Below are 12,880 nucleotides of genomic sequence, written 5' to 3'. Positions count from 1 at the left end.
CTATTCTGTTTGCAGATACAACATTCTTAACTGACGGATCGCGCGGTGTATCCTCACCTTTACCGCGGCTACGCTGATATCCAGCACCCCGGCGATCTCCGAATATTTCAGGTCCTGATACCGGCTGAGGACAAGCACCTCCCGGCTTTCAGGGCTAAGGCTTTCCATTTTCAGCTGGAGCATTTCGAGCTCCTGCTTTCTTTCCAGCTGCTCCTCTACCAGCTCTTCTCCGGCCAGGCGGTCCTCCCAATCGGGCATTGGGCGGTAGCGACCGTCCTTTTTCAGGTGGTCTTTCAGGACGTTCCTCGCGAGATGGTACATCCAGGTCCTGAATTCCCCCTGGCCGGTGAACGTATGGCGCGACCGCAGCATCCGGTAAAAAACGTTCTGCACCATGTCCTCGCTCGCCTCCTTCTGACCGGTCATATGATACAGAAAGCCATAGAGGGGCCGATGGTATCGCTGGAACAGCAAGGCCATTTTGTCCAGGTCTCCGGACTTTACCTTTAGCATAAGCGCGTTATCCGTCAATGAGTTCAAGCGACTGATTAGATTTCTGGTTGGTTCATGATGCCGGTGGCCTTTCTCCCACATTTTTACCCCGTGCTGTCAATGGAAACTTCCCTGGGAGAAAAAGGTTACCGGAAAGTTCCCATTTATTTTTTTCCATCAAAGTTGGTACGGATCCGGCCGGAGGCCGAATCGCACACGAAGGGTGCAGACATTGAGAGTTTTGGGACAAAAAATTATTTTTAAATTAGGATTTTTTGTCCCACATTCCATGAAAATATTTGAACCGAAATGATCACATCCACCCTGTCCCAGCTGCATTGGTATAAGGTTATCAGCCCGAACTTTGAGAAAGCCATCCACTACGCCCTTTCTGCCAATTTTGCCGACATGGAAACCGGTAAGTACCTGATCGACGGAGACAATGTCTTTGCCATCGTCAACGAATATACCACCAAACCCGTGGCCGAATGCAGCCCCGAAAGCCACCGGGACTATGCCGATATACAGATCGTCATATCCGGGACGGAAAGATTTGGCTACACACCCCTTACCGACCAACCCGAGACCTCTCCCTATAATCCCGAAAAAGACTACGCACTCTACAGTATCCCCGAAGAAGCCCTCAACTATATTACGCTGCCCGCGGGTCAGTTCATCATCTTTTCCCCTCCGACATCCACCAGCCGGAAGTATTCCGGCACCAGCCCGAGCTGGTCAAAAAGGTCGTTCTTAAAGTTGCACTGTGACGGATGCGGAAAAGATAGCGTTTAAGAACAGGCTTCGCCGCTGGGCGCTGGATCATATCACCCAGCGCATCAATGTCTCGAGGGCCGCCATCGACCAGGCCCGGGAGGCCGCCAACAGCGAGGAGAAGAGCTCCGCCGGCGACAAGTATGAGACCGGCCGCGCCATGGGCCATCTGCAGCAGGAGATGCATTCCCGCCAGCTGACGGAATCCCTGAAAGAGCTGGCGACCCTGCACGCCGTCAACACGGAGCAGCTCTTTAAGGACGGAAGGCCGGGCGCTTTTCTGCGCTGCGAGGGGCTCGCTTTCTTCATCGCCGCCGGTCTGGGCAGGCATAACATCGACGGAGAGACGATCTTTTTTCTTTCCCCGAATGCGCCACTTGCCCGTCTGCTGCAAAATTTAACCGCCGGCGACCACATTACATCCGGCCAGATAAATACCACTATTAAGGAAGTATTTTAGTCAATTTATAAAAATTTAAACCAGCTTGCATTAACCATGAGAAAGACACTCCTTTTACTGTTGACAGTACTTGGCGCCGGACTCGCATCGTTCGCACAAACACCCGGCAGTGATGACGCTATCGCGCTGATACCCGCACCGGTCAGCCAGCAGATGGACGCCGGCAGTCTAACGCTTCCGATGAGCATCGTGATCGAAGCCAGTGACCCGGCCGTGGGCCAGGCCGTACAGGACCTGAAGGACCATCTCTCGACCGCCACCGGTTATGCCGTATCGGTCGCCGCCGGCAATTCCTCCGCGACGATCCGTCTTATTATAAATAAAACTCCCGACAACGCCCTGGGCGCGGAAGGATATACCCTTTCGGTCACGCCAAAGGCGATTGTGATCAAAGCCAACCAGCCGGCGGGTGTCTTCTACGGCGTTCAGACCTTGCTGCAGCTGCTGCCCGGTGAGATCGAAAGCCGCGGAGCCGTAAAGAGGACCAGCTGGCAGGTGCGTTGCACGACGATCACCGACTACCCCCGATTCGGATGGAGGGGTCTGATGCTGGACGTCTCCCGGCATTTCTTTACGAAGCAGCAGGTGAAAGACTTTATCGACGAGATGGTGAAATACAAATTCAACCTACTGCACATGCACCTCACCGACGACGAAGGCTGGCGGGTCGAGATAAAGAGTCTGCCCCGTCTTACGCAGGCAGGAGCCTGGAGCGCCAAACGGGTCGGCACCTTCGGCACCTTCCCCGCCCCTGCGCCCGACGAGCCGCGCGAATACGGCGGCTTCTATACACAGGACGATATCCGCGAGCTGGTGAAATATGCAAAGGACCGCTATGTCGACATTCTTCCCGAAGTCGATATTCCGGGTCATAGCCTGTCGGCCATCGTGGCCTATCCCGAGCTCTCCTGCACACCGGGCGCGGACAAATACAAGGTCCGCAGCGGCGAAAGGATCATGGACTGGCACACGGGCGGCTTCGACGCGCTCATCGACAATACCCTCTGCCCGGCTAATGAGAAGGTCTATCCTTTTCTTGACAAGGTCTTCACCGAGCTGGCGCAGCTGTTCCCCTTCGGCTATATCCACGTCGGCGGCGACGAATGCGCCAAGAATTTCTGGGAGGAGAGCGACGCCGTCAAACAACTGATGAAGAAGGAGGGACTCAAAACCCAGGAGGAAGTACAGAGCTATTTTGAAAAACGCGTGGAGAAGATCGTTGAGTCCAAAGGCAAAAAAGTCATCGGCTGGGACGAGATCCTCGAGGGAGGGCTGGCCCCCAACGCCGCAGTCATGAGCTGGCGGGGAGTAAAGGGTGGCATCCAGGCCGCAAAAATGGGTCATAGCGTTGTCATGAGCCCAACGACTTTCTTCTACCTGGACTACATGCAGGGCGATGCCGCCCTCGAACCACCTGTATATGCTACCCTCCGTCTCAACAAGACCTACTCATACGAGCCAGTTCCGGACAGCGTCGACCCCAAATATATTATCGGCGGCCAGGCGAATCTCTGGACCGAACAGGTCTACAATACCCGCCACATGCAGTACATGATATGGCCTCGCGCCATGGCCGTCGCGGAGGTTCTCTGGACGCCGAAAGAAAAGAAGGACTGGAAGGGTTTTACCAGCAGGGTGGAAGGTAGCTTTCAAAGACTGGACTACGAACAGGTGAAATATTCCCGCTCGATGTTCGACGCCATCATCAAGGTGAATAAAGACTATGCCTCCGACAAATCGATCAGCATCGAGCTGTCCACGGAGGTTCCTGGTCTTGATATTTTTTATAGCTGGGACAACTCAATCCGGATAATTTCTATCCGAAATATACGGGTCCGCTGACGGTGCCCAAAGACGCGTCCTGGCTGAAGATCATCACCTACCGGGATGGAAAACCCATCGGCCGGCAGATCAATCTAACCGTGCCCGAGCTTCGCCGCCGTGCAGGTATCGTAGACGTAGAATAACTATGACTGACGTTCTTGGTAACGCACTGAAAGACCATTATAATAAGACATCCACCGCAAAGCTCTGGGTTCGTCACCGGCTGACCGTTGTTCCGCAAAAGAGATCCCGCCGGAAGAAGATGCCGGTGTTCCGAAGACAGGTTCCCCTCGGGAAAAGGCCGGCGACGGAGAATCCAGGGAAGAAATGCCGGTGGATGTCTTCTTCAGGGATATGGAGAAAATGCCCGAGCTGGAATGGGTCGCCCTCCAGCAGTGCAGGGGCAGGATACTCGATATCGGCGCCGGGGCCGGAAGCCACGCGCTTGCCCTGCAGAAAATGGGACAGGATATAACGGCTCTCGATATTTCGCCGCAGGCGGTGGAGATCATGAAGGCCCGGGGAGTAAAAAATGTAATTGAGGGGGATTTTTTTCAGCTGGGGGGCGGAAAGTATGACACACTCCTGATGCTCATGAACGGTATCGGCATCTCCGGCACGACCGATGGCCTGAGAAGATTTTTTGCCAGCGCCCGCGGCCTGCTGAAGCCCGGCGGACAGCTGATCTTCGACTCTTCCGACGTCGCCTATCTATACGACGGAAAACCGCCAAAACTGGAGGGACAATACTTATGGGGAGATCCTGCATCAGTATGAATACCGGCGCGAGCGTTCGGACTGGTTCCCCTGGCTTTTTATCGATCATAAAACGCTAAAAGACATCGCCGGCCAGGAAGGCTGGTCCGCGAACCTGCTTTATGAGGACCCGTGGGAGCAGTACCTGGTTCGATGCAGGCCGCAGTGATGTCCCGCGCCTCTCCGGCAGACGCAAACGGGGCGTGCCCGGCTATTTTTCAACAATCCTCCCGGTTTTTTCCCCAAACGGAATTTTTTTATCCCCACCGGCGGAAGGGGTATTCCTTTTTCTGCCCTAATCGATACTTTTTAACGCCTATGCCGATATCGGATATATCCTATTTGTTTGAAACCTCTCCCGCCGTACAGATCATCCGGATGCGGAACGCGCAGTGGGTGATACCCTTCCTTTTAAGGCATTCAAGACCGAAAGCATCCTTTCTTTACCGGAACCCGCGCTGATCAGCATACTCGCGGAGGAGCTGCGCAATCACTCCGAAGGGATAGAAGACCTCGAGGAGGCCCGTATCGAATTCGGAGAAGACGAAGAAAGCAGAGCCCGCAAATACCTTCTCAACTGGGTTCAGCGCCGGCTGCTGCAGGATTTTCCCGACGGGGACGCTGTCACGCAGTACCAGCTGAGCTCGCACACGGAAAAGCTGTTTCAGTGGCTGGTAAGTCTGGAGAAGAGGCAGTTTGTAGGGACGGAGAGCCGGTTTCGATTTTTGTTTCAGACGCTTCGGGAGATGGTCGAGTATACCGAAGACGATTCGCTGAAAAGGCTGGAGGAGTTAAAGAACAGAAAAGCCGAGATCGACAAGGAGATCAAGCGGATCGAGATGGGTTTCAAACCCGAGATATATACCAATGCCCAGCTGCGCGAACGGCTGGAATGGTTTACCCGTCTGAGTCATGAGCTGCTCAGCGATTTCCGCGAAGTGGAAGACAATTTCAAATTCATCCATCGTCATATCGTGGAGCAACATACGCGGGCGGAAGTCAATAAAGGCGCGATCGTCGGCTATGCTTTCGAAGCTTATGACGCGCTGCGCAAGAGCGACCAGGGCAAGAGCTTTTATGCCTTCTGGGATTTCCCTGGTGTCCCGCGCGGGGCAGGAAGAGTGGCGGCTGCTCACCGACCAGTTGCTGTTGCTGCTGCAGGAAAGAAGTATCGATAGCGACGGCGATTTTGTCCAGAACATAAAATCCCTGTTGCTGCAGCAGGGCCGCAATGTATACGAGTCCAACGACAAGATGGCCGAGAAACTCAGCCGTATCATCACCGAAAAGGAGATAGCCCGGCACCGGCGCCTGCGCCAGCAGATAGGCAGCATCAAGGAGCTCGTCTTTCAGTTCATGGACGAAGAGACGCCTCCCTGCGGGCTCCGGCTCGACAGCCCCTCCCTATCCGGATGAATATGGAACGCAGGCTCAATCTGGCCGAACGCCACTCTGCATCCGTCCTTCGGCAGCCGGCCAATGCCATGGAAAAAATAGAGGACCTGGAACGCTTTGGCCGGTTGCTCGGGGCTAAGTATATCGATCGTAAAAAACTTTGGGGGAACGTCGAGATGATCCTCCAACAAAAATCGACGGCGACGCTATTAGAGGTAATAGAACAGGCGGGCCTAGAACATGGGTGTGGCGGAAGTTGTGAGCTATTTCAGTTTCCTGCGGGAAAAAGCGGCTCGCGCACAGGCCATGCAGGAGATCACTGAGCTTATCCCGCTCAACCCGGAGAAAACGCAGTTTATAGAAGTACCATATCTGCTGTTCAGCCGATAAAAACAAATCACCAAATTATGAGTACAGATAAGTCAACCATATTACCCTATACTTCGCTATTCATCAAGCTCCTGAAAGGACCCGTCGAGTATCTTGAGAAATCCACCTGGGACCAGCTGCTGCAATATCAGACAGAGCTAACCCGTTTTCTTCAGCAGCTTGGCTTGGTGCTCGTGCTGGAAAAGGAAGACGGTTACGCCTTTTTCGAACAAGTTCGACTGGATGAAGAAGACAATGTCGCCGGCTGGGTACGTCGCGTACAGCTAGGCTACGAAGAGAGCATCTTGCTGGTATTGTTGCGGGATATGATGGCTGAATTCGAAATTGGCGAGGCCACCAGCCGTGAGCTGATCAAAAAACGTAGGGAGATAAAAGAATATGCCGAACTATTTTTCAAGGAAAACGCCAGCCGGGTAAAATTCATCCGCGATCTTGATCGGCTGATCGACAAAGTAGAAGAACTAGATTTTCTGGAAAAAGTCGAAAATCATGACCTCTCTGACGAACAAAAATTTCGGATCAAAAAGATCATCAAAGCTCGTGTAAATAACGAATTACTGGAAAACTTTAAACAACAACTTACTATTCATGCAGCTGGGCGTATTTAGTACAGATGAAAACAAATCGGGCTTTCGCCTCCAATATATGGAGCTCTACAACTGGGGGACCTTCGCACGAGAACGTCTGGAAAATAAGCCCGGGTGGAGAGACCTTCGCTACTTACCGGCGCCAACGGCAGCGGTAAGACTACTTTTGTCGACGCTCTACTTACGCTGATCGTCCCGGAAAAAAGATACAGATTCTATAATCAGTCCTCCGGCAGTGAGAAAAAAGGCGACCGCACTGAAGAATCGTATGTGCTAGGCGGCTATAGTACTACCCACTCTGATAATGGCCAATCCAGCAGGACCCTCTATTTACGGGAAAACAAGGAAGTAGCTTATAGTATTCTGCTGGCTCATTTCTCCAATGAAGCGGATCAATTTGTCACTTTATTCCAGGTTCGCTGGTTCAGCGGAAGCGAAATGCGGAGGGTTTTCGCCATTGCGCACAAGCCGCTGCACATCGAAGACGATTTTCGCCCCTTCGACACCAGTGGGACTTGGCGACGCCGCATCGATCAGCAATACAACAAGGGCAGTCGCAAGCAGGTGGAATGGTTCGATGCCGCCAGTCGTTATGCACAGCGAATGGTTGAAGTCCTAGGCATGCAAAGCATGCAGGCGCTAAGCCTGTTCAACCAGACCATGGGTATCAAGGTGCTGGGCGAGCTGAACGAGTTCATCCGCACCAATATGCTGGAGCCGCGGAATATGGAGCAGGAGTTCCAGGAGCTTAAAAAGCATCTTTCCACATTAATCGATGCGCAACGCAATATTGAAAAGTCAGAGGAGCAGATCCGGCTTTTGCAGCCCCTGAAAAAACATTATCTGACATTTCGGGAACAGTCCGGGCTTGCTCAACAGGCGCGTACGGAAATAGATACTTCGAAAATCTGGCTGAAATATACAAAATATCACTTGCTGGACAGTTATGTCCGCCAGCAGGAAGAAGAACTCCGATCTCTGCGTCGTAAGGATGAAGAGGCGCGGATGGAATTGCAAAATTTACGGGAGGAGGAACGGACGACCCTCAATCAGCTGGAGCAAAATAAGGCCGGACAACGCCTTCAGCAACTTGAAAAAGATCGGGAACTCCTACACCAACAGGTAAAGGAGGCAGAAAAGGCTTCGGAGAGATTTTCAGAATGGTGCGATCTTTTGCGGCTGGATGAGAACAAGCCGGCTGACGAAGCCTCTTATATGCGAATCAAAAGAGAAGCAGACCGTACAGAAAAAAGGCTCGCCACCGAAATCAGGAACAATGAAGAAGATGCTTATTCGGCCCAGGACCAATTGAAAAAAGCCACAGAAGAGAAGCAAAAAATTGAGACGGAACTAAACATTCTTCTGAATAGCAAAAATAATATACCCAGCCATCTTATCAATCTTCGCCGAGATCTATGTGCAGAATTAAAATTAGAAGATCATGAACTGCCCTTTGCTGGCGAATTGGTGCAGGTGAGAGGCGACCAGCTGGACTGGCAGCCGGCAATGGAAAAATTGCTCAACCCCTGGCTCTTCGATTACTAGTCCCGGACAAACATTATAAAAAAGTAACTCGTTATGTCAATAATACCAATCTAAGGGCCCGGCTGGTGTACAATCATATAAAAGATATCGCCCTTAAGCAGCACGCCGAAGATGAAACGGCCTGGCATAAGTTGGATTTTCACCCCGAACACCCCTTGAGCTCCTGGGTTGGCCAGCAGGTGATCCAGCAATATAATTTCATCTGTGTAGAAAACGAAAAGATTCTGGAAAGATATGAGAGGGCTATAACAATGCAAGGCCTAATCAAAAATCGCGATCGTCATGAAAAGGACGACCGGCCGGACAGAAACGACCCAAGCCGTTACGTTCTTGGCTGGAACAATGAGAAGAAGAAAGCAGCGCTTCAACAGCGACGCTCGCAGCTGGTGCAGGAGATCGAACTGGCCGAAGAAGCCAAACAACGGTCCGCTCAAAGGACCAAACGCCTGCAGGAACAGGTGTTCGCAGCCAAACATATAAACGAACATCCTGGATTCAAGAGCATTCATGTAGCGGCCATCGTTCAGGCTATCCATAGCACGGAGGATCAGATCGCTAAACTTAAAAGAAGTAGCGATCAATTAAAAGCCCTGACTCAACAGTTGGAAGGTATTCGTGAGCGGTTGCAACTACGTCAGACAGACAAAGACGAACTTGTAAGCCAGATCACACTCGCCAACCATAAGCTCTCGACACGGGAACAGGAGCAGCAACAACTGTCTTCCTTCGTCAGGCTGATCACAGTAGAAGACAAGGACCTTTTACTTCAATTCCAGCATAAACATGGAACTATTTTCGCTGATCTCGAGCTGTCCCTTGAAAATATCGACGTTGTCTACAGGCAGCTGACCGAAGCGGCAGAGGCGGCGTGTAAACATTATGAAGAGGCGACAGCCAAGGAACAGCGTGACCTGGAAAAGGCTATTACCAGGATCAAGCGGCCTTCGATGGAATTGCTCCAGCGGTTTACGGACTGGGCCGCAGACATCCAGCAGCTTCCGGAAGAATCGGAATTTGCCGGTGAATATATCGAATGGCTGGAAAAATTAGAGTCGGAAAACCTCCCCCGTTTCAGAAAGGATTTTGAGCGCCTTTTGCACGAGACCGCTGTTATCAAAATTGGCCTATTGAACGAAGAATTGGAGAGTTGGGAAAGAAAAATAAAAAACAGCATAATCACGTTGAACCAGTCTCTGGCTGGCATCAATTTCAATCGCCTACCGGATACCTATATTCAACTGGGCATCCGCCCGGTGACGGACACCATAATTAAGGAGTTCAGGCACATGCTGCTGAATGCGCTGCCTCAGGCGGCAGACTGGCAACAAAGCCGTTTTGAGGAAAAGGCCCTGCATTTCAAACAACATGTTCAACCCTTTGTCGATGCGCTGGACGAAAACGAGACATATAGGAGCCGGGTACTTGACGTACGCAACTGGTTTGAATTCTGGGCTGACGAAAAATTCCGGGAAACGAACGAGCTAAAAAAGACCTACCGCCAGATGGGCCAGCTTTCAGGCGGGGAAAAAGCCCAATTAACTTATACCATTCTTTGCAGCGCCATCGCATATCAGTTCGGCATTGCGAGGGAAGGCCGTAATTCGAAAAGTCTGCGCTTCATTGCCGTCGATGAAAGCTTTTCCAACCAAGATGAGGAGAAGGCTACTTACCTGATGGAGCTTTGCAAACAATTGCACCTGCAGCTGCTCGTAGTCACTCCCAGCGACAAGATCCAGATCGTGGAGAACTTTATTGCGCATGTTCACTTGGTCCAGAGGGTGAGCAACAGACACAGTATCCTCTTTAATATGACCAAAAAAGAATTGAAAGAGAAAAAGGAGCTCTTTGTAAGTGAGTGAAATCGACTATATTGCCCAACTGAGGAAAAAATATCCGGATTTTCTTCGAAGAGTTATTGCCGGCGAGCCGTTTGAGACGATCTCACTGCGAGGTGGCCTGAAGATGCCAGAGAACACCGTGGCCCTGTTTGAGCTGACAGCCTCGTTTCAGCAATATGAAAAGGCTAATGGACGATTAGGCTGGACCATTGACTGGAAGGATACAAAAACAAAAAAATTCGGAAAGCAACGCTGGCCCTCCTCCGTTAAGGTGACGACTGAAGAAGATTTTCTTTTCCTCATCGGCAAGGGGAAGGAGCTGGTTTTTTTCCGATCGATCTTGCAGTTGCTGGTTTCTTGGAACGGCGGGATAACCAGATGGCTCCTGGATCACCCACTCGATGTTTTGAAGTATGCAGATGATTGGAAGGATATTACTATTGTCGTCGACTTTTTCTTATCGGAAGACGCCAGCGCATATTATATCCGGAACCTGCCGATACCCGTCCATACAAAGTTTATCGATAAGTATGCCTACCTGATTCTTTCCATCCTCCAATTGTTTGACCCGGAAAAATTCCCTCCGACAATTGACGACTTGGAGACGGCCGCCGGCTTACGTAAAAAGCCCCATTTATTCCCTATTCGCTGGTTGGATGGGATGCTTGCCCAAAAATATACAGCAGGGCTCGACGTGCTGGCGCTTCCTTTTACCACGCTGCAAAACGCCGGCTGGATTGTTGAAGAACTATGGGTAGTTGAAAATGAAACAAATCTTTATTTGGTGCCAGAACGTAAGAACGCACTTGCTCTCTTTGCTAAAGGCTATGCCCTCCACCGACTGAAAGACATTCCCTTCTTTGCCTCCGCCCGGGTCTTTTATTGGGGCGACCTGGATGAAGATGGGTATATTATGCTCGAACAGTTCAGGCGTTTTTATCCGCATGCTATCAGCCTCCTGATGGACGAAAAAACAGTGCGACACCACATAGATCAAATAAGATCAATACACTACCGCTACAATCGCCCTATCCTTGAACTGCATCCGGAGGAGTTGGCTGGGTACTGTATTTTATTGGAGAAACAGGGTCGGATCGAACAAGAAAAGCTTCAACAGGACTTTGTCCGGCATACTATTGAACAAAATTCCTGATTTCTCGGGTTTAGGCGCGTAAGCGTTTTTATTTGTTAATGGGCTATACGGCACGCTCTTTTTTTCTACATTTAAGCGATGAAACTGGGCGGTTTCTTATTGCTCCTTTTACTGACTGGAGGGAGGGCCTTCTCTCAATCGGGGGAGGATTCCAGCTTTTACCTGCTGTTCAATACCGGGGTCAGCTACAGCCACGCGACGGATCCCCATATCAACCGCTGGCTGGAAAAGTATGGCTATCCGACGGAGCCGCATGTGCCATGTAACTTCAATTTCGAGCTGGCTGCTATGCCGAGCTCTTCCAGACTTTTATATAGTATCAAATTGTCTTCTATCAAGTCCGACCGTAACCTGAGTTCTTTCAATGTTCTCGGCGGGCTTTATTATGCGTTGGTCAAGACCCCGTCGTTTCTTGTGGTTGCGGGAGCTGGTGCGGGGTTCCATAACGATATCGTCCGGCTCAACGGGCAGTTACCACCTGAATATCAGCAGTTGGCGGCACAGTACCCTTTTCCCCTGGCCCTGCGTCGCATGGGTCTTTTTGTAGAGCCGGGCGTGCGCGCTTTCTGGTACCCGATAAGTTTTGGGAGCGTCCAGGTCGGTGTTTATGGGGGTGTGGGGTATGATATGTATTTTAACTCGCACTGGCGGCTGGGATATTATAGTAATAATCATGGCAAGTCCGGGGGGCATTTTAAACAGATCAAGAAGCCGTCGGATCAGTTGAAGGTCAGCGAATATGGGGTTAATTTGAGTGGTGGTGTTAGTTTTAGGGTGAGGTTACACTAGGGTGCCCCGCCTCGCTCTTCACGCTTCCCGTCTTCCCTCCGGTGAACCACCCGGTTCACGCACCCCCAACCGCCAAACTACCAACTCCCCACATAGTTTTTCCACAGTAATTCTCCTCTTTTCGGCCGTATTTTCTGCAATTTTTTGTCCCAAACCCGGAAAAAATTTCCGGTTGGGAGATGTTTTCATATTTAGGATATGGTATATCTGTTTGATTTATAAGCAGAAAATTATTGGTCCCTCATTGGATATTATTATAGCGAGGCCAATACCCTCGTCACCCTATAATCTGTTACCGATGAAGAATGATTACACAATATTTGGGTATGCTCTCGCAAGACCCGCCTGGGTTTTGACCATTTCGATCCTCCTGTTTAGCCAGATGGCGACGGCCCAGAGCTGTCCTTCTACGACAACGACCAATATAAACAGTTATCCGAATACTTATTATCCCGCCAGTCAGGCCAGCGTTCCCGCAGGCAGCACCTCCATCGTCCTCGGCAGCGCCTACTATGGTTCGACGCCGATCAGTACGGGAGATATCCTGCTCATCATCCAGATGCAGGGAGCTCAGATCAACTCCAGCAACAACATTAACTACGGCGACGGTTCGGGCGACGGCAGCGGTTATCTGAGCAACGCGCGTGCTGACGGCCGGAAATATGGAATATGTGATTGCAGCCAGCAACCTCGCCACGGGCGGTGGTACGCTGACGATTTCTTCCGGGTTGGTCAACAGCTATCAGAATACACCTTTCGGTACCGACGGACAGTATACCTACCAGGTGATCCGCGTTCCGATCTACTATGACCTCAAGCTGACCGGTACGATTACTGCTCCCCGTTGGGACGGCTATTCCGGTGGTGTTGTGGTCCTTTA

The 12,880-nt window shown here is 51.2% G+C and carries 15 protein-coding genes; 14 read left to right on the top strand and 1 reads right to left on the bottom strand.

The features are described from left to right. A complete protein-coding gene (locus ACQ86N_RS44650) occupies nt 1-513 on the bottom strand; it encodes an RNA polymerase sigma factor (RefSeq protein WP_431212694.1) in 513 nt (170 codons plus the stop codon). Between the two features lie 288 nt (nt 514-801). Between ACQ86N_RS44650 and ACQ86N_RS44645 the strand changes: the two genes are divergently transcribed. From ACQ86N_RS44645 to ACQ86N_RS44580, 14 genes are all read left to right on the top strand, one after another. After that, nucleotides 802-1,284 (top strand): YhcH/YjgK/YiaL family protein, encoded by a 483-nt coding sequence (locus ACQ86N_RS44645; RefSeq protein WP_431212693.1) that lies wholly within the window; start codon nt 802-804, stop codon nt 1,282-1,284. Then, nucleotides 1,256-1,723, top strand: coding sequence for a hypothetical protein (locus ACQ86N_RS44640; RefSeq protein WP_431212692.1), 468 nt, complete (start codon nt 1,256-1,258; stop codon nt 1,721-1,723). The genes ACQ86N_RS44645 and ACQ86N_RS44640 overlap by 29 nt, the downstream gene beginning before the upstream one ends. 36 nt (nt 1,724-1,759) lie before the next feature. After that, complete coding sequence (locus tag ACQ86N_RS44635; protein ID WP_431212691.1) at nt 1,760-3,565, top strand: beta-N-acetylhexosaminidase; 1,806 nt, start codon at nt 1,760-1,762, stop codon at nt 3,563-3,565. 2 nt (nt 3,566-3,567) lie between these two features. After that, nucleotides 3,568-3,690 (top strand): hypothetical protein, encoded by a 123-nt coding sequence (locus ACQ86N_RS44630; protein ID WP_431212690.1) that lies wholly within the window; start codon nt 3,568-3,570, stop codon nt 3,688-3,690. Between the two features lie 184 nt (nt 3,691-3,874). Continuing rightward, complete coding sequence (locus ACQ86N_RS44625) at nt 3,875-4,324, top strand: class I SAM-dependent methyltransferase (RefSeq protein WP_431212689.1); 450 nt, start codon at nt 3,875-3,877, stop codon at nt 4,322-4,324. Between the two features lie 371 nt (nt 4,325-4,695). Continuing rightward, entirely contained in the window at nt 4,696-5,481 is a 786-nt protein-coding gene (locus tag ACQ86N_RS44620; protein ID WP_431212688.1) for a DUF3375 family protein, read from the top strand. Further along, nucleotides 5,453-5,719 carry a DUF3375 family protein gene (locus ACQ86N_RS44615; protein WP_431212687.1) on the top strand — a complete coding sequence of 89 codons (267 nt, stop codon included), beginning with the start codon at nt 5,453-5,455 and terminating at the stop codon, nt 5,717-5,719. The genes ACQ86N_RS44620 and ACQ86N_RS44615 overlap by 29 nt, the downstream gene beginning before the upstream one ends. Before the next feature lie 2 nt (nt 5,720-5,721). Then, a complete protein-coding gene (locus ACQ86N_RS44610; RefSeq protein WP_431212686.1) occupies nt 5,722-6,021 on the top strand; it encodes a hypothetical protein in 300 nt (99 codons plus the stop codon). Between the two features lie 84 nt (nt 6,022-6,105). Continuing rightward, nucleotides 6,106-6,696 carry a DUF4194 domain-containing protein gene (locus ACQ86N_RS44605; protein WP_431212685.1) on the top strand — a complete coding sequence of 197 codons (591 nt, stop codon included), beginning with the start codon at nt 6,106-6,108 and terminating at the stop codon, nt 6,694-6,696. Nucleotides 6,697-6,789: 93 nt separating this feature from the next. Beyond that, on the top strand, nt 6,790-8,220 hold the full coding sequence (locus tag ACQ86N_RS44600; RefSeq protein WP_431212684.1) for an ATP-binding protein: 1,431 nt from the start codon (nt 6,790-6,792) through the stop codon (nt 8,218-8,220). Nucleotides 8,221-8,285: 65 nt separating this feature from the next. After that, nucleotides 8,286-10,079, top strand: coding sequence for an SbcC/MukB-like Walker B domain-containing protein (locus ACQ86N_RS44595; protein WP_431212683.1), 1,794 nt, complete (start codon nt 8,286-8,288; stop codon nt 10,077-10,079). Continuing rightward, nucleotides 10,072-11,211 (top strand): Wadjet anti-phage system protein JetD domain-containing protein, encoded by a 1,140-nt coding sequence (locus tag ACQ86N_RS44590; RefSeq protein WP_431212682.1) that lies wholly within the window; start codon nt 10,072-10,074, stop codon nt 11,209-11,211. Before ACQ86N_RS44595 ends, ACQ86N_RS44590 begins: the two co-directional genes overlap by 8 nt. Before the next feature lie 78 nt (nt 11,212-11,289). Next, nucleotides 11,290-12,000, top strand: coding sequence for a hypothetical protein (locus ACQ86N_RS44585; protein ID WP_431212681.1), 711 nt, complete (start codon nt 11,290-11,292; stop codon nt 11,998-12,000). Between the two features lie 298 nt (nt 12,001-12,298). Then, nucleotides 12,299-12,811 carry a hypothetical protein gene (locus ACQ86N_RS44580; RefSeq protein ID WP_431212680.1) on the top strand — a complete coding sequence of 171 codons (513 nt, stop codon included), beginning with the start codon at nt 12,299-12,301 and terminating at the stop codon, nt 12,809-12,811. Nucleotides 12,812-12,880 lie beyond the last annotated feature (69 nt).

Source organism: Puia sp. P3 (assembly GCF_050632245.1).
Taxonomy (GTDB): Bacteria; Bacteroidota; Bacteroidia; order Chitinophagales; family Chitinophagaceae; genus Puia.
Note: the sequence above shows the minus strand (reverse complement) of the source record. Positions and strands in the feature narration are given on the sequence as shown.